This window comes from Streptomyces sp. NPDC043876 (assembly GCF_056435825.1).
In genome coordinates, this window is record NZ_JBWKDV010000007.1 from 196,332 (window position 1) to 217,366 (window position 21,035).

The 21,035-nt window shown below is 73.7% G+C and carries 21 protein-coding genes; 9 read left to right on the forward strand and 12 right to left on the reverse strand.

What is annotated here, in order from left to right; translation table 11 throughout:
• The first annotated feature begins 10 nt into the window (after nt 1-10).
• Nucleotides 11-994, forward strand: a complete 984-nt coding sequence (locus tag AC0693_RS22705; protein ID WP_478802700.1) for an NAD(P)H-quinone oxidoreductase — start codon at nt 11-13, stop codon at nt 992-994.
• 20 nt (nt 995-1,014) lie between these two features.
• On the opposite strand, the gene AC0693_RS22710 is transcribed toward AC0693_RS22705, so the two are convergent.
• The 3 genes from AC0693_RS22710 to pdhA are packed head-to-tail and all read right to left on the reverse strand — an operon-like array spanning nt 1,015 to nt 4,528.
• Nucleotides 1,015-2,379: a dihydrolipoamide acetyltransferase family protein gene (locus tag AC0693_RS22710; protein WP_478802701.1), complete on the reverse strand. Its 1,365-nt coding sequence runs from the start codon at nt 2,377-2,379 to the stop codon at nt 1,015-1,017.
• Complete coding sequence (locus tag AC0693_RS22715; protein WP_468467084.1) at nt 2,379-3,398, reverse strand: alpha-ketoacid dehydrogenase subunit beta; 1,020 nt, start codon at nt 3,396-3,398, stop codon at nt 2,379-2,381. The genes AC0693_RS22710 and AC0693_RS22715 overlap by 1 nt, the downstream gene beginning before the upstream one ends.
• Entirely contained in the window at nt 3,395-4,528 is a 1,134-nt protein-coding gene (gene pdhA / locus AC0693_RS22720; RefSeq protein WP_469316001.1) for a pyruvate dehydrogenase (acetyl-transferring) E1 component subunit alpha, read from the reverse strand. The genes AC0693_RS22715 and pdhA overlap by 4 nt, the downstream gene beginning before the upstream one ends.
• 179 nt (nt 4,529-4,707) lie before the next feature.
• On the opposite strand from pdhA, the gene AC0693_RS22725 reads away from it, so the two are divergent.
• Nucleotides 4,708-5,319, forward strand: coding sequence for an Lrp/AsnC family transcriptional regulator (locus AC0693_RS22725; protein ID WP_469331101.1), 612 nt, complete (start codon nt 4,708-4,710; stop codon nt 5,317-5,319).
• Between the two features lie 25 nt (nt 5,320-5,344).
• Here the strand turns inward: AC0693_RS22725 and AC0693_RS22730 are convergent, their stop codons facing one another.
• Both AC0693_RS22730 and AC0693_RS22735 read right to left on the reverse strand, forming a co-directional pair.
• The gene (locus AC0693_RS22730) at nt 5,345-5,932 is read right to left on the reverse strand and encodes a TetR/AcrR family transcriptional regulator (protein WP_356403045.1); all 588 of its coding nucleotides are present in this window, start codon (nt 5,930-5,932) and stop codon (nt 5,345-5,347) included.
• The gene (locus AC0693_RS22735) at nt 5,929-7,515 is read right to left on the reverse strand and encodes a 3-hydroxyacyl-CoA dehydrogenase (protein WP_478802702.1); all 1,587 of its coding nucleotides are present in this window, start codon (nt 7,513-7,515) and stop codon (nt 5,929-5,931) included. Before AC0693_RS22735 ends, AC0693_RS22730 begins: the two co-directional genes overlap by 4 nt.
• 181 nt (nt 7,516-7,696) lie before the next feature.
• On the opposite strand from AC0693_RS22735, the gene paaN reads away from it, so the two are divergent.
• On the forward strand, nt 7,697-9,379 hold the full coding sequence (paaN, locus tag AC0693_RS22740) for a phenylacetic acid degradation protein PaaN (protein WP_478802703.1): 1,683 nt from the start codon (nt 7,697-7,699) through the stop codon (nt 9,377-9,379).
• A 189-nt stretch (nt 9,380-9,568) separates the two neighbouring features.
• Here the strand turns inward: paaN and AC0693_RS22745 are convergent, their stop codons facing one another.
• From AC0693_RS22745 to AC0693_RS22755, 3 genes are read right to left on the reverse strand one after another with little or no spacing between them, the layout of a single operon-like run.
• Complete coding sequence (locus AC0693_RS22745) at nt 9,569-10,366, reverse strand: TrmH family RNA methyltransferase (protein WP_478802704.1); 798 nt, start codon at nt 10,364-10,366, stop codon at nt 9,569-9,571.
• A 10-nt stretch (nt 10,367-10,376) separates the two neighbouring features.
• Complete coding sequence (locus AC0693_RS22750) at nt 10,377-11,672, reverse strand: HTTM domain-containing protein (RefSeq protein WP_478802705.1); 1,296 nt, start codon at nt 11,670-11,672, stop codon at nt 10,377-10,379.
• Nucleotides 11,600-12,286, reverse strand: a complete 687-nt coding sequence (locus AC0693_RS22755; RefSeq protein WP_478738174.1) for a DUF5819 family protein — start codon at nt 12,284-12,286, stop codon at nt 11,600-11,602. The genes AC0693_RS22750 and AC0693_RS22755 overlap by 73 nt, the downstream gene beginning before the upstream one ends.
• A 135-nt stretch (nt 12,287-12,421) precedes the next feature.
• On the opposite strand from AC0693_RS22755, the gene paaA reads away from it, so the two are divergent.
• From paaA to AC0693_RS22785, 6 genes are all read left to right on the forward strand, one after another.
• Nucleotides 12,422-13,384: a 1,2-phenylacetyl-CoA epoxidase subunit PaaA gene (gene paaA, locus AC0693_RS22760; protein WP_478802833.1), complete on the forward strand. Its 963-nt coding sequence runs from the start codon at nt 12,422-12,424 to the stop codon at nt 13,382-13,384.
• On the forward strand, nt 13,381-13,665 hold the full coding sequence (gene paaB, locus AC0693_RS22765; protein WP_356403057.1) for a 1,2-phenylacetyl-CoA epoxidase subunit PaaB: 285 nt from the start codon (nt 13,381-13,383) through the stop codon (nt 13,663-13,665). Before paaA ends, paaB begins: the two co-directional genes overlap by 4 nt.
• A complete protein-coding gene (paaC, locus tag AC0693_RS22770; RefSeq protein WP_478802706.1) occupies nt 13,662-14,408 on the forward strand; it encodes a 1,2-phenylacetyl-CoA epoxidase subunit PaaC in 747 nt (248 codons plus the stop codon). The genes paaB and paaC overlap by 4 nt, the downstream gene beginning before the upstream one ends.
• Nucleotides 14,402-14,896, forward strand: coding sequence for a 1,2-phenylacetyl-CoA epoxidase subunit PaaD (paaD, locus tag AC0693_RS22775; protein ID WP_478802707.1), 495 nt, complete (start codon nt 14,402-14,404; stop codon nt 14,894-14,896). Before paaC ends, paaD begins: the two co-directional genes overlap by 7 nt.
• On the forward strand, nt 14,897-16,015 hold the full coding sequence (locus tag AC0693_RS22780; protein ID WP_478802708.1) for a 2Fe-2S iron-sulfur cluster-binding protein: 1,119 nt from the start codon (nt 14,897-14,899) through the stop codon (nt 16,013-16,015).
• An 87-nt stretch (nt 16,016-16,102) separates the two neighbouring features.
• On the forward strand, nt 16,103-17,251 hold the full coding sequence (locus AC0693_RS22785) for an acyl-CoA dehydrogenase family protein (RefSeq protein ID WP_478802709.1): 1,149 nt from the start codon (nt 16,103-16,105) through the stop codon (nt 17,249-17,251).
• Between the two features lie 22 nt (nt 17,252-17,273).
• Here AC0693_RS22785 and AC0693_RS22790 read toward each other — a convergent pair whose 3' ends face one another.
• From AC0693_RS22790 to AC0693_RS22805, 4 genes are all read right to left on the reverse strand, one after another.
• Nucleotides 17,274-17,627, reverse strand: a complete 354-nt coding sequence (locus tag AC0693_RS22790) for a rhodanese-like domain-containing protein (RefSeq protein ID WP_356403072.1) — start codon at nt 17,625-17,627, stop codon at nt 17,274-17,276.
• Nucleotides 17,628-17,681: 54 nt separating this feature from the next.
• A complete protein-coding gene (locus tag AC0693_RS22795; RefSeq protein ID WP_478802710.1) occupies nt 17,682-18,542 on the reverse strand; it encodes a J domain-containing protein in 861 nt (286 codons plus the stop codon).
• 50 nt (nt 18,543-18,592) lie between these two features.
• Complete coding sequence (locus AC0693_RS22800; RefSeq protein WP_478802711.1) at nt 18,593-20,125, reverse strand: DUF2252 domain-containing protein; 1,533 nt, start codon at nt 20,123-20,125, stop codon at nt 18,593-18,595.
• Nucleotides 20,126-20,288: 163 nt separating this feature from the next.
• Nucleotides 20,289-20,936: a response regulator transcription factor gene (locus AC0693_RS22805; RefSeq protein WP_356403673.1), complete on the reverse strand. Its 648-nt coding sequence runs from the start codon at nt 20,934-20,936 to the stop codon at nt 20,289-20,291.
• Between the last annotated feature and the right edge of the window lie 99 nt (nt 20,937-21,035).

The window sequence follows — 21,035 nt, forward strand, 5'->3', positions numbered from 1 at the left end:
GCTCCGGACCATGCATGCGATCACCATCCCGCAGCCCGGCGGCCCCGAGGCCCTGGTCTGGGCCGAGGTACCCGACCCGGTGGCGGCAGAGGGCGAGGTCCTCGTCGAGGTCGCGGCCGGCGCCGTGAACCGGGCGGACGTGCTCCAGCGGCAGGGTTTCTACGATCCGCCGCCCGGCGCCTCCCGCTACCCCGGCCTCGAATGCTCCGGCCGGATCATCGCGGTCGGGCCCCGGGTGTCCGGCTGGTCGGTGGGCGACGAGGTGTGCGCCCTGCTCGCGGGCGGCGGCTACGCCGAGCGCGTCGCCGTGCCGGCGGGCCAGTTGCTGCCCGTCCCGGCAGGCGTGGACCTGGTGACTGCCGCCGCGCTGCCCGAGGTCGTGTGCACAGTGTGGTCCAACGTGTTCATGGGTCCCGGCAGGCACCTGACCGCGGGCGACACCCTCCTCGTGCACGGCGGTTCCAGCGGCATCGGCACCATGGCGATCCAGCTCGCGAAGGCGCTCGGCGCCCGCGTCGCGGTCACGGCGGGCGGCCCGGAGAAGCTGGCCCGCTGCGCCGAGCTGGGCGCGGACATCCTGATCGACTACCGCGAGCAGGACTTCGCGGCCGAGATCCGCGAGGCGACCGGCGGCGCCGGGGCCGACGTGATCCTGGACATCATCGGGGCGAAGTACCTGGCCAAGAACGTGGACGCGCTCGCGCGGGGCGGCCGTCTCGCCGTCATCGGCCTCCAGGGCGGGGCGAAGGCCGAACTGAACCTCGGCGCACTGCTCTCGAAGCGGGCGAGCATCAGCGCGACCTCGCTGCGGGCCCGCCCGCTGGACGAGAAGGCGGCCACCGTCGCGTCCGTCCGCGAACACGTGTGGCCCCTGGTCGCGGACGGCCGGGTGCGCCCGGTGGTGCACGCCACCCATCCGATGCGCGAGGCCGCCGAGGCCCACCGGGTCATGGAGTCCAGCGCCCACGTGGGCAAACTCCTGCTGACCCGCTGAGCCCCGGCGGCCCGTATGCCCTAGAGCCCCCGCAACAGGACCGAGGGGGACTCGACGCAGTCGGCGACGTAGCGCAGGAAGCCGCCCGCCGTACCGCCGTCGCACACCCGGTGGTCGAAGGTGAGGGAGAGCTGGACCACCTTGCGGACGGCCAGCTCGCCCTCGTGCACCCACGGCTTCGCGATGATCCGGCCCACGCCGAGCATGGCCGCCTCCGGGTGGTTGATGATCGGCGTGGAGCCGTCCACCCCGAAGACGCCGTAGTTGTTCAGCGTGAAGGTGCCGCCGGTCAGGTCGGAGGGGGCCAGCTTCCCCGCCCGGGCCAGCTCGGTGAGCCGCCCGAACTCCGCCGACAGCGCCTCGGCGTTCATCGCCTGCGCGTCCTTGACCACCGGGACCATCAGGCCGCGCTCCGTCTGGGCGGCGAAGCCCAGGTGGACCTGCGGCAGCCGGACGATCTCGTTCGCCTCCAGGTCCACCCGGGAGTTCAGCTCCGGGTGGCGGGCGAGCGCGGCCGTGCAGATCCGGGCCAGCAGGGCCAGTACCGAGATCTTCGGCCCGCCCACCGCGTTCATCGCGGCCCGGGCCGCCATCAGTTCGGTGGCGTCCGCGTCCACCCAGCAGGTGGCGTCCGGGATCTCACGCCGGCTGCGCGAGAGCTTCTCGGCCACCAGGCCGCGCAGCCCCTTGAGCGGGATCCGCTCGCCCGCGACCGGGAGCCCGGAGGCAGGAGCCACGGGGGCCGCGACCAGCTCCGGCGCCCGCAGCGCCGCTTCCACGTCGGCCCGCAGGATCAGCCCCTCGGGACCCGACCCGTGCAGGGCGCGCAGGTCGACCCCGTTGTCCCGGGCCAGCTTGCGCACCAGGGGCGAGATCACCGCGACCGGGCCGGGGGCCGCGGGAGCGGTCGGCACGGGAGCCGGCGCCGCAGCCGCCACCGGGGCCGCCGGGGCCACCACCGAGGCCGCCGGGGCCACCACCGAGGCACTCACGGGCGTCACCACCGGGCGCACCCGGCGGCGCCGGGCCGGGCGCGAGTGGTCCGTCCCGTACCCGACCAGCACGTTCCCGGACCCCGACGGCTCGGCGGCGGCCTCCGGGGCGGCGGCCTCCGCCCCGGAGGGGGCCGAAGCACCGCCCGAGCCGACCGCCACCGTGATCAACGGCGCTCCGACGGGCAGTTCGGTGCCCTCCTCGCCGAACCGGGCCGTCACCACGCCCCCGTAGGGACAGGGCACCTCGACCATCGCCTTGGCCGTCTCGACCTCGACGACCGGCTGGTCGACGGCGACCACGTCGCCCACGGCCACCAGCCAGCGCACGATCTCGGCCTCGGTCAGCCCCTCACCGAGGTCGGGCAGCTTGAACTCCAGTACCTGGGGCATCAGTTCTCCCACTGAAGGCGGGCCACGGTGTCCAGGATGCGGTCCACTCCCGGCAGGTGGTGCTTCTCCAGCATCGGCGGCGGGTAGGGGATGTCGAATCCCGTCACCCGCAGCACCGGCGCCTCCAGGTGGTGGAAGCAGCGCTCCATGATCCGGGCGGCGATCTCCGCGCCGGGTCCGCCGAAGCCGTTCGCCTCGTGGACCACCACCGCGCGGCCGGTCCGGCGCACCGCCGCGACCACCGTCTCCTCGTCGAAGGGCACCAGCGAGCGCAGGTCCAGCACCTCCAGGTCCCAGCCCTCCTCGCGGGCGGCCTCGGCCGCCTCCAGGCACACCGGCAGCGAGGGCCCGTAGGTGATCAGGGTGGCGCTCGTGCCCGCCCGGCGGACCACGGCCTTTCCGATGCCGGGGACCGCCGCGGGCGCCTCCGGCGACCAGTCGGCCTTCGACCAGTACAGCCGCTTGGGCTCCAGGAAGACCACCGGGTCGTCGCTGGCGATCGCCGCCCGCATCAGCCCGTAGGCGTCCTCCACGGTCGCCGGGGTCACCACGTGCAGCCCCGGCGTGGCCAGGTAGTACGCCTCGGAGGAGTCGCTGTGGTGCTCGACGCCGCCGATCCCGCCGCCGTACGGCACCCGGATGGTGATCGGCATCGGCATCGCGCCGCGCGTGCGGTTGCGCATCTTCGATACGTGCGAGATCAGCTGCTCGAACGCCGGGTACGCGAAGGCGTCGAACTGCATCTCGACCACCGGCCGCAGCCCGTACATCGCCATGCCCACCGCGGCGCCCAGGATCCCGGCCTCCGCGAGCGGGGTGTCCGTACAGCGGTCCTCGCCGAACTCCTTCGCGAGGCCGTCCGTGATCCGGAAGACGCCGCCCAGCGCGCCGACGTCCTCGCCCATGACGTGCACCGTCGGGTCCTCGGCCATCGCGTCGCGCAGCGCCCGGCCCAGGGCCTGCGCCATGGTCGCGGGCTTCGCCGCCCTGCTCACCGGCTTCGCCGCCACCGTGGTCATCCTTCCGCCCCCGCTTCCAGTTCGGCGCGCAGCATCTGCGCCTGCTCCCGCAGCCGGTCGGTCTGCTCCGCGTAGACGTGCGCGAAGAGGTCCATGGGGTCCAGGACCGGATCGGCGTTCATCCCCTCGCGCAGCGCCGCCGCCATCTCCTCGGCCGCCTCCTTGGCCTGCCGGATGCCCTCGGCGTCCAGCAGACCGCGCTCCGTCAGCTCGCGCTCCAGCAGCTCGACCGGGTCGTACGCCTTCCAGGCCGCCACCTCGGCGTCCTCCCGGTAGCGGGTCGCGTCGTCGGCGTTGGTGTGCGCGTCGATCCGGTAGGTGACCGCCTCGACCAGGGTCGGGCCGCCACCCGCGCGGGCCCTGCGGACCGCCTCGGACAGCACCTCGTGCACGGCCGCGATGTCGTTGCCGTCGACCAGCCGGCCCGGCATTCCGTACCCCACGGCCTTGTGGGCCAGCGTCGGGGCGGCGGTCTGCTTGGCCAGCGGGACGGAGATCGCGAAGCCGTTGTTCTGGACGAGGAAGACCACCGGGGCCTGCCAGACGGCCGCGAAGTTCAGCGCCTCGTGGAAGTCGCCCTCGCTGGTGCCGCCGTCACCGACCATCGCCAGCGCCACCACGTCGTCGCCGCGCAGCCGCGCCGCGTGCGCCAGGCCCACCGCGTGCGGCAGCTGGGTGGCGAGCGGGGTGCACAGCGGCGCTATGCGGTGCTCGCGCGGGTCGTACCCGGTGTGCCAGTCGCCGCGCAGCAGCGTCAGCGCCTGGACGGGGTCGAGCCCGCGGGCGACGGCCGCCAGGGTGTCGCGGTAGCTGGGGAAGAGCCAGTCCCGCTCCTCCAGGACCAGCGCGGCCGCGATCTCGCAGGCCTCCTGGCCCACGGTCGACGGGTACACCGCGAGCCGGCCCTGCCGGGTCAGCGCGGTGGCCTGCGCGTTGTAGCGGCGGCCGCGCACCAGTTCGGCGTAGCACCGGCGCATCAGCTCCGGGTCCAGCTCCTGCGCCGCCGGGGTGCCCAGCACCCGGTACGGCTCGGGGTCCGGGAGCAGCGGGGCGGCATCCGTACGGGGCCTCCAGGCGGGCGGGGTGGGACGGTGGGACGCACCGGCACCGGGCAGCTCTTGGACCGTCATGGCGGCGTACACCTCCTCGTGGGAAGCGGGGCAGGGAGAGCCCCGGGTGTGAGGCGCCTCACCTACCGATTGTTCGGTTTGCCGCGCAATTTGGCTACAGGCAGCGCCAGGCTGTGGACAAAGTGGCGCCGGGGGCCTGGGATGGGTGCAGGACGTCCAGGAGAGGGAGGCATCGGGCAATGCCGGATGAACAAATGGCCGGAGCGGGCTGCGCACCGGCCGCCCCCGGGGGTGCGGCCGCGCCGGCGGCGCAGGCCACGGGGCCCTCACCGGCGCCGTCCGGCGACCGGGCGGCGGCGCCGCCGCGCCCGCTGGACCCGATCGACCGTTCGATCCTGCGACTGCTCCAATCGGACGGCCGCGCCTCGATACGGTCGGTGGCCGAGCAGGTCCACGTCTCGCGCGCGAACGCCTACGCGCGGATCAACCGGCTGATCGACGACGGGGTCATCCGCGGCTTCACGGCGCGCGTGAACCACGAGCGGGCCGGTCAGGGCGCCTCCGCCTACATCACGCTCAAGATCGTCCAGAACTCCTGGCGGACGGTCCGCGAGCAGCTGCGCGAGCTGCCGGGCGCCGTGCACATCGCCCTGGTCAGCGGCGACTTCGACGTGCTCCTGCTGGTGCACACGCCCGACAACCGCACCCTGCGCGAACTGGTCCTGACCCGGCTCCAGGCCATCCCCGAGGTGCTGTCGACGCGCACCCTGCTGGTGTTCGAGGAAACGGACCTGCTGGCCCCGGACGCGGGCCCGGACCAGGACGCTCCGGTGCTCGCACCGGAGGAGTGACGGGGGCGGCGTCCCAGGCGCGCGCCTAGGACAGGGTGCGCAGTCCGCCGAAGGCCATCCGGACGACCGCGTCCGCCAGCTGGTCACCGTCCCCGCCGGAGTGCGGGCGGTACCACTCGACCAGAGAGTTCACCATGCCGAAGAGCAGCCGCGTGGCGAGCCGCGTGTCCACGTCGGCGCGCAGGTCCCCGTCGGCGGCGGCGGCCTTCAGCAGGTCGGCGACCCGGTGGTCGAACTCGCGGCGCCGCTCCAGCGCCCAGCGCTCGGTGCGGGTGTTGCCGCGCACCCGCAGCAGCAGGGTGACGTACGGCAGTTCCGCGACCAGGACCTCCACCGTGCGCCGGGTGACGTACTCGACCCGCTCCACGGCCCGCCCGCGCACCGCTCCCTGCTCCTCCAGCACGGCGAACAGGCCGTCCAGGGCCCGGCTGACGGCCCGGCGCAGCAGCTCCTCCTTGCCCGCCACGTGGTGGTAGATGGAGGACTTCGAGATGCCTGCGGCCTTGGACAGGTGCTCCATGGAAGTGCCGTCGTAGCCGCGCTCGTTGAAGACCTGCACGGCAACCGTCAGCAGGGTCTCCGGTGTGTACGTGTCCCGCCTGGCGGTGGTCACGCGCCGCCCTCCGCGCCGGCGGTGTCCTGCGCGTCGGCGCCTTCCGGACGGGTGTCTTCCACGTCGGCACCTTCCTGGTCCTCGGCGGCGTAGCCCAGGCGGTAGAGGGCGAGCGAGGGCGCGTAGCGGCCGCCGGGGCAGCGCTCGTCGAGGTGGTGCAGGAGGTCGTACGCCCAGTCCTGGCCGAGTTTCGCGTGCCACTGCGAGGGCCCGAGCGGGTAGTTGACGCCGAGCCGCATCGCGGTGTCGATGTCCTCGGCGGTGGCCACGCCGCGCGCGACGGCGTCGGCGGTGAGGTCGATGAGCATCGCGACGGTGCGGGCGACGATCATTCCCGGCACGTCGCCGATGACGGAGACCTTCTTGCCCAGCTTCTGGAAGAGGCCGATGGCCTCGGCGAGGGTCTGCTCGGAGGTGTCCTCGCTGGCGGAGAGCGCGATCCGGGTCGCTCCCCGGTAGTCGAGGGCGAGGTCGAAGTAGACGACGTCGGCGAACTCGACCGAGGTCTTGCCGTCGGCTGGCACGAGCTGTCCCTCACCGGGGAGCTGGAGGTACGGGCCCCCGGTCTCGGTGACGGTGACCGTGATCCCGGCCTCTTCCATGAGGTCGAGCAGCTCGGCCGCGGGACCGAGGTCCCCGACGACGCGCACCGTGTCGGGCGCCTTCTCGGGACCGGCGGTGTGCGGCCGCGGCGCGTCCTGCGGGCCCTCACCGGCCTCGCCGTACGGGAACCAGCCGTGCCCGGACTTGCGGCCGAGGCGGCCCGACTGGACGAGCCGGCGCTGGGCGAGGGAGGGCGTGAACTTCGGACTGCGGAAGAAGGACTCCCACACGGAGCGGGTGACGGCCTCGTTGACGTCCTGGCCGATCAGGTCGGTCAGTTCGAAGGGGCCCATCCGGAAGCCGCCGCTCTCGCGCAGCACGGCGTCGATCGTGGCCGGGTCGGCGCCGCGCTCCTCGTACACCGCGAAGGCCTCGGCGTAGAAGGGGCGGGCGATCCGGTTGACGATGAAGCCGGGGGTGTCCGCGCAGCGGACGGGGGTCTTGCCCCAGCCGAGGACGGTGTCGTAGGCGTGCCCGGCGGCCTCCGGGTCGGTCGCGAAGCCGCTGACGACCTCGACCAGCGGGAGCAGCGGCGCGGGGTTGAAGAAGTGCAGGCCGAGGAAGCGGCCGGGGCGGGCGAGCCCCGCCGCGAGCTCGGTGACGGAGAGGGAGGAGGTGTTGGTGGCCAGCAGCGCGTCCGGCCCGACCACCTCTTCGAGTGAACCGAACAGCGCTCGCTTGACGCTGACGTCCTCGACGACGGCCTCGATCACCAGGGCCGCCCCGGCGAGGTCGGCGAGGCCGTGGGCCGACCCGATCCGGCCGATCGCGGCGTCGGCCCCGGCTCGATCCAGCCGCCCCTTGGCGGCCATGCGCTCGATCCGGTCCTGGACCGCCGCGCGGCCCGCGCGGGCGGCCGCCTCGTCGATGTCGTAGATCAGCACCGGGTGACCTGCGAGAAGGGCGACCTGGGCGATGCCCTGGCCCATGGTGCCGGCACCGACGACCGCCACTGTGCGGGAGCGCTCGATTGCTGTCATGACCCGATCCTCCCGCACCGACTTATCCACAGGCCCGCCGGGCCCTCTTGTCCCGACCGATCGTTCGGTTACTCTAACTCCAGTCTGCTCTTCCCCGCCCTTCCCCGCCCGATCCACGTGCCGATCCGCCCACGCGATCCGCTCACCGATCCCGCCCGGCTCAACGAGGAGTTGGTCCCAGATGGCCGCCGCGCTCACCGTCCCCCAGCTGTCCGAGAAGCACCGGACCACCCTCGACCAGGCGCTGGCGGCCATCCGTAGCCGTGCCTACTGGTCCCCGCACCCCGAACACCCCAAGGCCTACGGCGAGAACGCCGCCGCCGAGGGCCTCGCGGCCTTCGAGGCCGTCCGCGGCACCCGCTTCGAGCTGGACCAGCCCGGCACCGACGGCTGGGCGGGCGCGGAGGTGTCGCCCTTCGGACCGGAGCTCGGCGTCGCGTACCCGCACGCCGACCCGGACGTGCTGCTGCCCGCCATGAAGGCGGGCATGGGCGCCTGGCGGGACGCGGGACCGGAGGCGCGCGCCCTCGTCTGCATCGAGATCCTCGCCCGGATCAGCGCCCGGACGCACGAGTTCGCGCACGCGGTCATGCACACCAGCGGCCAGGCCTTCATGATGGCGTTCCAGGCGGGCGGCCCGCACGCGCAGGACCGCGGCCTGGAAGCCGTGGCCTACGCGTACGAGGAGCAGACGCGCGTCCCGGGCAGCGCCGACTGGTCCAAGCCGCAGGGCAAGAAGGACCCCCTGGAGCTGGGCAAGACCTTCACCGCCGTACCGCGCGGCATCGGCCTGGTCATCGGCTGCAACACCTTCCCCACCTGGAACGGCTACCCGGGCCTCTTCGCCTCCCTGGCCACCGGCAACCCCGTGCTGGTCAAGCCGCACCCGCGGGCCGTGCTGCCGCTGGCGCTCACCGTGCGGGTGGCGCGCGAGGTCCTCGCCGAGGCGGGCTTCGACCCCAACCTGGTGGCGCTGGCCGTCGAGAACCCGGGTGAGGGCATCGCCAAGACGCTCGCGCTCCGGCCCGAGATCAAGCTGATCGACTACACCGGCTCCACGGAGTTCGGCGACTGGCTGGAGACCCACGCCCGCCAGGCCCAGGTGTACACGGAGAAGGCCGGCGTCAACACCGTCGTCCTCGACTCCACCGACGACTACAAGGGGATGCTGGGCAACCTCGCCTTCTCGCTCTCCCTCTACAGCGGCCAGATGTGCACCACCCCGCAGAACCTGCTGATCCCGCGCGACGGCATCGCGACGGACGCGGGCCACAAGTCCTACGACGAGGTCGTGGCCGACCTGGCCCGCCAGGTCGAGGGGCTGCTGGGCGACGACGCCCGGGCCAACGCGCTGCTCGGCGCGCTGGTCAACCCGGACGTGAAGGCGCGGCTGGAGGCGGCGGCCGGCCTCGGCGAGGTCGCGCTGGCATCGCGCGAGGTGCCCAACGCGGAGTTCCCGGACGCGGTGGTCCGTACACCGGTGATGGTCAAGCTGGACGCCGCCAAGGACGACCCGGAGGCCGCGTACCTCTCCGAGTGCTTCGGCCCGGTCTCCTTCGCGGTGGCCGTCGACTCGACGGCCGACGCGCTGGAGCTGCTGCGGCGCACGGTGCGGGAGAAGGGCGCCATGACGGTCGGCGCCTACACCTCCTCGGCCGACACCGAGCGCGCCATCGAGGAGGTCTGCCTGGAGGAGTCCGCGCAGCTCTCCTTGAACCTGACCGGCGGGGTCTTCGTCAACCAGACCGCCGCCTTCTCCGATTTCCACGGCTCGGGTGGCAACCCGGCCGCTAACGCCGCTCTGTGCGACGGGGCGTTCGTGGCCAACCGCTTCCGGGTGGTGGAGGTGCGCCGCCAGGCCTAGGGCGTGTTTTAAAAGTAGCGCCGGGCGCCCGGAGGGCGCGGGCCTGCGGCGTCTGGTGCCGTGCATCGCAAGGCGGAGGGGCGCCCGTGTACTGGAGTACTCGGGCGCCCCGACAACGCAGCGAGGTGCGGTGCCAGGCGTCGCAGGCCAGGCGGGACTTTTAAAACACGCCCAGGCGGCCGCCACTGGTCAGGCCTTCGGGCCGCCCCAGTGAAAGAGGGCCATGGCCACGCTGGTGGCGAGGTTGTAGCTGGAGACCTGCGGACGCATCGGCAGGGACACCAGGTGATCCGCCCGGGCGCGCAGCTCGGGCGAGATCCCGTGGCGTTCCGAGCCGAAGGCGAGCAGGGCGTCGTCCGGGAGGGTGAGGGCGCGGATGTCCTCGCCCTCCGGGTCGAGCGCGTAGAGCGGCCCGGGCGGCAGCTCCTCCAGCTCCAGCCGGGCCACCGCGGTGGCGTAGTGCAACCCGGCGCCCGCCCGGACCACGTGCGGGTGCCAGGGATCCAGATCGCCCCGCGTCACCACCCCGGTGGCGCCGAAGCCCGCCGCGAGGCGGACCACGGCGCCGACGTTGCCGAGGTTGCGGGGGTTGTCCAGCACCACCACGGGCGCGCTGCGGGGCGTGCGGCCCAGCGCTGCGAGCAGGGTCTCCCGGTCCGGGCGCACGGCCAGCGCCGCGACCCCGGTCGGGTGCACGCGCGCCACCAGCTCGCGCAGCGGTGCCTCGCGCACGAGGCCGTCCAGCGCGTCCCGGACGTCCGGAGCCAGCTCGTCGGCCAGCTCCAGCAGCGCCCCGCGGTCCTGGGCGACGGCCACGGCGACGTCCGCGCCGAAGCGCAGCGCGTGCTTGAGGGCGTGGAAGCCGTCGAGGAGCACCAGCTCCTCCCGCCCGGCCGCCTCCCGCCACCGCCGTACCGCCCGGACCGCCGTGTCCGTCCCGCCGGTCGTGTCCGCCCGGGCCGTGCCCGCCGTTTCCGCGCTGCTCATGCGGACGACCTTACGGCGCGGGCGTGGGCGCGTACGCCGCCGGTTCCTCGGCCGGTACGGACGCCCCCGGGTGCGCGGCCGACGCCGCGGGTGCGCCCCGGCGGCCGCCCAGGCTCCGGGCCCGCGCCCCCACCCACACCAGGAAGACCGTCGGCAGGAACACCGCGTCCGCGGCGATCATCGCCAGCGAGAAGAACGGCAGCCCCAGCAGCACCGCGATCCCGGCGTGCTCCATCATCATCACGCAGAGCAGCAGGTTCTTGATCCGCCGGTTGAACAGCGTGAACGGGAAGGCGACCTGGACGACGACCGTCCCGTAGGTCAGCAGCATCACCAGCGTCCCGCTGGCCGCGAGCAGCCCCGACAGGCCGGGCCAGGGCGTGAAGTAGTCGAGCCTCAGCGGGTAGAACAGAGCGGTGCCGTCCTGCCAGCGCGACCCCTGGATCTTGTACCAGCCCGCGGTGGCGTAGATCAGGCAGACCTCCACCATGATCACCAGCAGCCCCGCGTTGTGCAGCAGGTTGGCGATCACGTCCAGGGTGGCGCGGCCCTCGCCCTCCGGCTCGTACCGCTCGACCATCCACCACAGCCCCTGGACCACCCACAGCGCCGCGAAGGCCGTCAGCCAGCCGGCGCTCACCGCCTCCGCGAAGGCGGCGTACGGCAGCACCGCCCCCAGCAGCCCCCACAGCACCGGCCCGGCGGCCCCGGTGGCCGCGGACCCGGTCCGGGCGGCACGCCGCGCGTCCAGCGACCACACCCGCGCGCACCGGGTCAGCACCAGGTAGAGCGCCATCAGGTGGATGACGTTGTCCCCGCCGTCCCCCATGAACACGCTGCGGTTCTGCAGGGAGAGCACCCCCACCATGAACAGCACGGACATCGCCCGGGTGCGCCAGCCGACCAGCAGCAGCGCGGCCGAGCCGAGCGCGAGCGCGTAGACGGTCTCGAACCAGAGGGCCGAGTCCGACCACAGCAGCACCGTGAAGGCGTGGTTCGAGTCGATCAGCCGCTCGGCCAGCTGCCGGCTCCACGGCCCGTCGGGACCGTACAGCTCCCGCCGGTTCGGGAACTCGCGCAGCAGGAAGAGCAGCCAGGTCGCGGAGAAACCGATCCGGACCACGGCGCTCTGGTACGGGCCCAGCGCCTCGCCGGTGGCCTTCGCCAGCCCCCGGCCCACGGCAGCCCGTACCGCGCCGGTCCGTACGGCGGCGGTCCGTACCGCGGCGGGGCTCACACGCTCGGCACGGTCCACCACGGCAGCTCCCGGTAGTAGGTCTGGGTGTCGGTCTTCTCCGCGCTCCATGGCGGCGCCGCCACCGAGGTGGTCGCCGAGCGCAGCTGGATCCGCAGGATCCGGTCACCGTTGCCGCCCAGCCGGGCGACCGCGATGCGCTGGAGGTAGGCCTCGGAGAGCGCGCCCCGGTCGCCGTTCGCCTTGTTGTCCTCGTCGTGCGAGCCGGTGAAGAAGTCCCAGGCCCGGCGCAGCTCGTTCTGCTGCGTGTGGCTGGGGAGCGGGTTGTGCCGGATCGCCGCCGCGTCCTCGGCGGACAGGTCGCGCCAGCCGGTGGTGGTCAGCTGCCCGGCCGCGGTGCGGACCTGGGCGCGCGCCTCGACGGCGATGTTCTGCTGGAGCGGGTTCGGCGCGAAGAGCTTCCAGTTCTGTTCGAACTCGGGATAGATCCAGTCGTCCACCGTGCGCGCGTGCCGTTTGCTGACCGTGTTCGACGGCGCCACGTGCAGGAACACCATCGCCAGGTGCCAGCAGGCGGTGACCGCGACGGCGCCCAGCGCGAGGGCCGCGACGATCCGGTACGGGGTGGACAGACCGGCGATTCCGGGCGCCCGCGGGCGGCGCGCGGGGGGCTGCTGCGCGGCTTCACGGTCCTTCGAAACCATCCCGCCCCGATCATCGGCCATCCACAGAGGTTGACACCCTACGGGCCGCCGTCTCACCATTGAAGAGTACGAACCGAACGATCGGTCGGTCGGGCGGCAGGACGACATCGGCAGGGGGCCGTGATGGTGGCAGTGACCCCGGAGACGGGGCAGGGCATGGCCCTCGCGGCAGGCCTGACGGAGCAGCTCGTGGCGGCCTTCGAGGCGGCCGTCGCGGCGGAGGAGCGGGTCGAGCCCCGGGACTGGATGCCCGAGGAGTACCGCGCCTCGCTGGTCCGCCAGATGGCCCAGCACGCCCACTCGGAAATCATCGGGATGCAGCCCGAGGCCAACTGGATCACCCGCGCGCCCTCGCTGCGCCGCAAGGCGATCCTGATGGCCAAGGTGCAGGACGAGGCCGGGCACGGCCTCTACCTGTACAGCGCCGCGGAGACCCTCGGCACCAGCCGGGACGAGCTGCTCGACAAGCTCCACGCCGGCAAGCAGAAGTACTCCTCGATCTTCAACTACCCGACCCTGACCTGGGCCGACGTCGGCGCGATCGGCTGGCTGGTGGACGGGGCGGCGATCACCAACCAGGTCCCCATCTGCCGCTGCTCCTACGGTCCGTACGCCCGCGCCATGGTCCGGATCTGCAAGGAGGAGTCCTTCCACCAGCGCCAGGGGTACGAGCTGCTGCTCGCCCTCTCGCAGGGCACCGAGGCGCAGCACGCCATGGCGCAGGACGCGGTCGACCGCTGGTGGTGGCCCTCCCTGATGATGTTCGGCCCGCCCGACGAAGAGTCGGCGCACTCCGCCCAGTCGATGGCCTGGCGGATCAAGCGGCACACCAATGACGAGCTGCGGCAGCGGTTCGTGGACATCGCCGTCCCGCAGGCCGAGTCGCTGGGCCTGACCCTGCCCGACCCGGACCTGAAGTGGAACGAGGAGCGCGGGCACCACGACTTCGGCGCGATCGACTGGTCGGAGTTCTGGGCCGTGCTCAAGGGCAACGGGCCCTGCAACGAACAGCGCATCGGCCAGCGCCGGCAGGCGCACGAGGACGGCGCCTGGGTCCGCGACGCGGCCGCGGCGTACGCCTCGAAGCACACCGCACCGAACGAGGAGGCACGGGTATGACGCAGAACTGGCCGCTGTGGGAGGTGTTCGTGCGTTCGCGCCGCGGACTCTCGCACACGCACGCGGGGAGCCTGCACGCCCCCGACGCGGAGATGGCGCTGCGCAATGCCCGCGACCTCTACACCCGGCGCGGCGAGGGCATCTCGATCTGGGTGGTCCCCTCGTCGGCGGTGACCGCTTCCTCGCCGGACGAGCGGGACCCGTTCTTCGCCTCGGCCGGGGACAAGCCGTACCGCCACCCGACCTTCTACGACATCCCGGAGGGGGTGCGTCACCTGTGACCACCACGTCGCGGACCGACGCGCCCGGAACCCGGGAGCTGCACGCCGCCGCGCTCGCCCTGGGCGACGACGCGCTGATCCTCTCCCACCGCCTCGGCGAGTGGGCGGGCCACGCGCCCGTCCTGGAGGAGGAGGTCGCCCTCGCGAACATCGCCCTGGACCTGCTCGGCCAGGCCCGCGTGCTGCTGTCCATGGTGGGTGACGAGGACGAGCTGGCGTTCCTGCGCGAGGAGCGCGCCTTCCGCAACCTCCAGCTGACCGAGCAGCCCAACGGCGACTTCGCCCACACGATCGCCCGCCAGCTCTTCTTCTCCCTGCACCAGCAGCTGCTCTTCACCGAACTGGCGGCCGGGGAAGGGCCCTTCGCGCCGCTGGCCGCCAAGGCCGTGAAGGAGACCGCCTACCACCTCGACCACGCCGAGCAGTGGACGCTGCGGCTTGGTGACGGCACGGAGGAGAGCACGCGCAGGATGCGGACCGCCCTGGGCTCCCTGTGGAAGTTCACGGGTGAGATGTTCCAGCCGGTGCCCGGCCTGGAGGTCGACTGGGCCGTGCTGGAGGAGCGCTGGCTGAGCGCGCTGGGCGCGGTGCTGGAGCGGGCGGGACTCGCGCTGCCCGACGGCCCGCGCACGGGGGCCTGGGCCGCCGGAGCCGGGCGCCAGGGGCTGCACACCGAGTCCTTCGGGCGGATGCTCGCGGAGATGCAGCACCTGCACCGCAGCCACCCGGGGGCGTCGTGGTGACCGCGACCCGGCTGGAGGAGGAGCTGGCGACGCTCGCCGGCTCCGTGCCCGACCCGGAGCTGCCGGTGCTCACCCTGGCCGAGCTGGGCGTGATGCGCGGCGTGCGCATCGGCGAGGACGGCAGTGCCGAGGTCACCCTCACCCCGACCTACACCGGCTGCCCGGCCATCGAGGCCATGGCCGCCGACATCGAGCGGGTGCTGCACGACCACGGCATCGCCGAGGTGAGCGTGCGGACCGTGCTCTCCCCCGCCTGGTCCACCGACGACATCAGCGCGGAAGGCCGCCGCAAGCTCGCCGAGTTCGGGATCGCCCCACCCCGGCCGCACGCGGCGGGCGGCCCGGTGCCGCTCAGCCTGTCGGTGCGCTGCCCGCAGTGCGGGTCCACCGACACCGAACTGCTCAGCCGCTTCTCCTCCACCGCGTGCAAGGCCCTGCGCCGCTGCGTCTCCTGCCGCGAGCCGTTCGACCACTTCAAGGAGCTGTAGATGACCGCGGCCCGGCACGGCGCGTTCCACCCGCTGACGGTGACGGAGGTCGAGAGGCTGACCGACGACTCGGTCGCGCTCACCCTGCGGGTGCCGCCGGAGCTGCGCGAGGAGTACCGGCACGCCCCGGGCCAGCACCTGACCCTGCGCCGCGGCGCGGCCGGGGGCCCGGAGGTCCGGCGTACGTATTCGATCTGCTCCGCGGCCCCGGCCGCCGACGGTCCGGGCCCGGGGTGGCTGCGGGTCGGCGTGCGGCTGGTGGAGGGCGGTGAGTTCTCCACCTACGCGCACAAGGAGATCGCCGCCGGGGACGTCCTGGACGTGATGGTCCCGGCCGGCCGGTTCGTGCTGGACCCCGCGGCCGCCCCCGCTTGCGCGCACTACGCGGCCGTCGTCGGCGGCAGCGGGATCACCCCGGTGCTCTCCATCGCCTCGACCCTGCTCGCCGCCCGGCCCGATGCCCGGTTCTGCCTGGTGCGCAGCGACCGGACGGCGGCGTCGACGATGTTCCTGGACGAGGTCGCGGATCTCAAGGACCGCTACCCCGAGCGGTTCCAGCTGGTCACCGTCCTGTCCCGGGAGGAGCAGGAGGCCGGGCTGCCCTCCGGCCGGCTCGACGAGGGGCGGCTGACGGGTCTGCTGCCCGCCCTGCTGCCCGTCGGCGAGGTCGCGGGCTGGTTCCTGTGCGGTCCCTACGGCCTGGTCCAGGGCGCCGGGCGGGCCCTGCGCGCGCTCGGCGTCGTACGGACCCGGATCCACGAGGAGATCTTCCACGTCGAGGACGCCGCCACCACGGCGGCGCCCGCCTCCGTGGGCGCGGGCGCCCCGGCCGGGCCGGGCGCGCTCAGCCGGGTCACGGCCCGGCTCGACGGCCGCTCCGGCACCTGGCCCGTCCAGGAGGGCGAGTCTCTGCTGGACGCGGTGCTGCGCAACCGCGCGGACGCCCCGTACGCCTGCAAGGGCGGGGTGTGCGGCACGTGCCGGGCGTTCCTCGTGACCGGCGAGGTCCGCATGGACCGGAACTTCGCGCTGGAGGACGAGGAGACGGAGGCCGGATTCGTGCTGGCCTGCCAGTCGCATCCGATGACGGAGGAAGTGGAGATCGACTTCGACCGCTGACCCGCGACTCCTGTGCTTTTTCAGGAACGTGTTCTATCTTGACGGCCCGTCAGGCAGAACCATCCGGTGCGCGCGGGAGGACAGGCAGTGGACTTCACCTTCACCGAGGAGCAGCAGGCCGCGGTCGAGGCGGCGAAGGCCGTCTTCGCGGACGTCGCACCCGACGGGGTGCCCAGCCCCGCCCTCACCCCGGGCGCGGTGGCGGACGAGTTCGACCGGCCGCTGTGGGCCAGGCTCGCCGCGTCCGACCTGGTCGGCCTGGTCCTGGACCCGGAGCACGGCGGAGCGGGCCTCGACGCCATCGCCCTGTGCCTGGTGCTGCGGGAGGCCGCGCGGGTCCTGGCCAGGGTGCCGCTGCTGGAGCACTGCGCCACCGCCATGGCCGTCCAGGCCGACGGCGGCCCCGAGCTGCGGGCCGCCCTGCTCCCCGGGGCCGCCCGGGGCGAGCACGTGCTGACCGTCGCCGCCCACGGCCGCTCCGGCCACGACCCGGCCGAACTGGCGGTCACCGCCCGCCCGGACGCGGACGGCGACGGCTGGACCCTGGACGGCGTCCAGACGGCGGTGCCCTGGGCGCACAGCGCCGACTGGATCGCCGTCCCCGCCCACACCGGCGAGGCGGACGCCGTCCTCGCGCTGGTCCCGCGCACCGCCGAGGGGCTCGCCCTCGCCGACCAGTTCTCCACCAGCGGGGAAAAGATGGCGCAGCTGTCCCTGGACGGCGTACGGGTCCCCGCGAGCCACCTCATCGAGGCACCCGGCGCCTGGGAAGGGCTGCGCCTGCTGCTGGCCACCGGCACCTGCGCCCTCGCCCTCGGGCTCGGCGAGAGCGTCCTCGCCATGACCAGCCGGTACACGAGCAAGCGGGAGCAGTTCGGCTTCCCCGTCGCCACCTTCCAGGCGGTCGCGGTCCAGGCCGCCGACCGCTACATCGACCTGCGCGCCATGGAGGTCACCCTCTGGCAGGCCGCCTGGCGGGTGGACGCCGCGACCGGCGGGGCCGGCGGCCCGCTGCCGAGCGCCGGGGACGTCGCCGTCGCGAAGATCTGGGCCTCGGAAGGGGTCCGCCGGGTCGTCCAGACCGCCCAGCACCTGCACGGCGGCTTCGGCGCCGACACCGACTACTCCCTGCACCGCTACCACGCCTGGGCCAAGCAGCTGGAACTCCAGCTCGGCCCGGCCGCGGCCCACGAGGAGGCCCTGGGCGACCTGCTGGCCGCCCACCCCCTCGCCTGACCGCGCGCCGGCGCGCCCCGGCCTACAGGACGAAGGCCGGGGTCCCGTTGTCCGTCACCATCGGGCGCCCGGCGGCGTCCCAGGCCTGCATCCCGCCGTCGATGTTGACGGCGTCGATGTCCTGGCGCACCAGGTACTGGGTGACCTGCGCGGAGCGCCCGCCGACCCGGCACATCACGTGGACGCGCGGGCTGCCGCCCTGCGCGTCCATCGCCTCGGTCAGCTCACCGAAGCGCGCCACGAAGTCGCTCATCGGGATGTGCAGCGCACCTTCGACATGGCCGGCCGCCCATTCGTCGTCCTCGCGGACGTCGAGGACAAAGCCTTCGGAGGGCACCGCGGTGGCGTCCACCGAGGGAAGCGGTCCGAAGTTCATAGCTGTCGCCTTCTCTCGTAACAGGGGTGTTCAGAACCTATCCGAACCCACCGGTCACTCGGCGAGCGCCGCCAGCTCCGCCTCGCGCTCGGAGACCTGTCCGAGCAGCTGCTCGGCGATCTCCTCCAGCAGCCGGTCCGGGTCCTCCGGGGCCATCCGCAGCATCGAGCCGATCGCGCTCTCCTCCAGCTCGCGGGCCACCACGGCCAGCAGCTCCTTGCGGCGGGCGAGCCACTCCAGCCGGGCGTACAGCTCCTCGGTCTCCGAGGGCCGCTCCTGCTCGGGCGCGGGCCCGGCCGCCCACTCCTCGGCCAGCTCCCGCAGCAGCGTCTCGTCGCCGCGCCCGTAGGCGGCGTTCACCCGGGCGATGAACTCGTCCCGCCGGGCCCGCTCCGTGTCGTCCTGCGCGAGGTCGGGGTGCGCCTGGCGGACCAGCTCGCGGTAGAGACGGCGGACCTCCTCGGCCGGGCGGACCCGCTCCGGAGGCCGCACCGGCTGCTCGGTGAGCATCGCGCCGGCGTCGTCGGAGATGCCGTCCGCGTCCAGCCAGTCGTGGAACAGCTCGTCCACCCCGGGCATCGGCATGACCAGCGCCCGCGCGTCGTGCGCCCTGCGCAGGTCCTCCGGGTCACCGGTGCGGGCCGCCCGGGCCTCGGCGATCAGCGCGTCGAGTTCGTCCAGCCGCGAGTACATCGGGCCGAGCTTCTGGTGGTGCAGCCGGGAGAAGTTCTCGACCTCCACCCGGAAGGTCTCCACCGCGATCTCGAACTCGATCAGCGCCTGCTCGGCGGCCCGCACGGCCCGCTCCAGGCGCGCCTCGGGCCGCTCGTCGGTTGGTGCCACAGTCGCGCCGGAGCGCGCCTCGGACCGCTCGTCGTCGGAGGCCGAGGGGTCCCCGGCAGTCTGCTCGTTCACCCGGCCACCCTACGGCCCGCCCGGAAGCCGTGTTTCACGTGAAACATCGCTCAGACGCCCATCTCGGCCGGAATCCGCCCGGACCGCACCGCGACCAGCAGGTCCGCGTGGTCGGCCTCACTGCGGTCGGCGTAGGCCACGGCGAAGGCGGCGATCGCCTCGTCCAGTTCCTCGTTCTTCCCGCAGTACCCGGCCAGCACCCGCGGATCGGCGCTGTGCGCGTGCGCCCGGGCCAGCAGCGCCCCGGTCATCCGGCCGTAGTCGTCGATCTGGTCCACGGCGAGCGCCGCCGGGTCCACGCTGCCCTTGCGGTTGCGGAACTGCCGCACCTGGAAGGGCCGGCCCTCGACCGTGGTCCAGCCGAGCAGCATGTCCGAGACGACCTGCATGCGCTTCTGCCCGGCCACCACCCGGCGGCCCTCGTGGTCCTCCGGCGCGCTGTCGAAGCCCAGCGCGGACAGGTGCGGCAGCAGCACCGAGGGCCGCGCCTCCTTCACCTGGAGCACCAGCGGCTCACCGCGGTGGTCCAGCAGCAGCACCACGTAGGAGCGGGTGCCGACGCTGCCCGTGCCGACCACCCGGAAGGCCACGTCGTGGATGGCGTACCGGGCCAGCAGCGGCAGCCGGTCCCCCTGGAGCGTGTGCAGGTAAGGACCGAGCGAGGCCGCGACCGCCGACGCCTCCGCGTCCCCGACCCGGCGCAGCACCGGCAGCGCGTCCACGAAGCGGCGGCTCCCGTCGGGAGCGGCCTCGGTGGACTTGGCGGCGAACCGCGCGCTGGTGTTGTTGCGGGCCTTCTCCGACACCCGCTCCAGCGTGCCCAGCAGATCCCGGGCGTCGGTGTGCGAGACCAGTTCCTCGTCGGCGATCGCGTTCCAGGCGTCCAGCGCCGGAAGCTTGGCGAGCAGCCGCATCGTGCGCCGGTAGGCGCCGACGGTGTCCAGCGCGGCCGCCCGGCAGGTGTCCTCGTCGGCGCCCGCCACCCGCCCGGCCAGCACCAGCGAGGTCGCCAGCCGCTTGAGGTCCCATTCCCAGGGCCCGAAGACCGTCTCGTCGAAGTCGTTGAGGTCGATGACGAGCCGGCCGCGGGCATCGCCGTACAGCCCGAAGTTGGCGGCGTGGGCGTCCCCGCAGATCTGCGCGCCCACCCCGGTCACCGGCGTGGCCGCCAGGTCGTGCGCCATCAGGCCCGCCGCCCCGCGCAGGAACGCGAAGGGATTGGCGGCCATCCGCCCCACCCGGATCGGCGTCAGCTCCGCCACCCGGCCGACGTTGGACTCCTCCACCGCGCGTACCGCGTCCGGTCGCCCGGCCACGACCTCGAAGTGGGCGTGCGAGGCCCGCGGCACGGAGCCGCGCAGCGCCTTGCCCTCGGCCCGGCGCGACTGCGCGCCGGAAGCGTTCACACGCGCCGCGTACCCCGCGACCTCCGGTATGCGCTCGACGGGCACCGCCGCGGCCGCGGCCCCGGTGCGCGCCGTGCCTCCCGCCTTGGCGCGCGCGGTGCCTCCCGCCCTGGCGCCGGCTGTGCCACGAGCCCTGCCGGCGGCCTTCGCCGTGCCCCGGTCCGGTACTGCCGCCATGTGTGCCGCCCCCGCTGGATCACGCGCCCGGCTGGACCACCGCACGTCTGGATCACGCTCGTTCGCATCAGGGATCGCCTGGACCACTGATCTGGATCACTGCCCGTCCGCGGATGACCGTACCGATCGGGACAGATCCGGGGAAGGGGGGTCGAGATGTACGTCAGAGTCCGGCGTCCCGCGCGAGCAGCGCCGCCTGTACCCGGTTCTCGCACTCCAGCTTCGCCAGGATCCGGCTGACGTACGTCTTCACCGTCGCCTCGCTCATGTGCAGCCGCCGCCCCGCGTCCGCGTTCGACAGCCCCTCGCCCAGCAGGGCCAGGACCCCGCGCTCCCGTTCGCTCAGCGCCGCGACCCGGCGGCGCGCGTCCTCGCCGCGCCCCGCCCGCTGCCCCGAGGCCAGCTGGTCCACCACGTGCCGGGTCGCCGCCGGGGACAGGTAGGCGTCACCGGCCGCCGCCGCCCGTACCGCCCCGATCAGCTCGGCCGGAGCGGAGTCCTTCAGCAGGAAGCCGGCGCTGCCGTGGGACAGCGCCCGCAGGACGTTCTCCCGCTCCCCGAAGGTCGTCAGGATCAGCGCGTGCGCCGAGGGGGCCGCCCGCACCAGCTCCCCGAGCGCGCTCAGCCCGTCCATGACCGGCATCTGGATGTCCAGCAGCACCACATCGGGCGCGTGGGAGCGCGCCAGCTCCACGGCCTCCCGCCCGTTCGCCGCCTCGGCGACCACCTCGATGTCCGGCGCCGAGGTGAGGATCATCCTGATCCCGGCCCGGATGAGCGGCTCGTCGTCGGCGATCACCACCCTGATCACCGTCGCCCGCGTCCCCCCGGCCGACCCGGCCGCACCCGTCGTCCCCACCACGCCCGTCACCCGCCCTCCGCTCCCGCCGCCGTTACCAGCGCTGCTCGA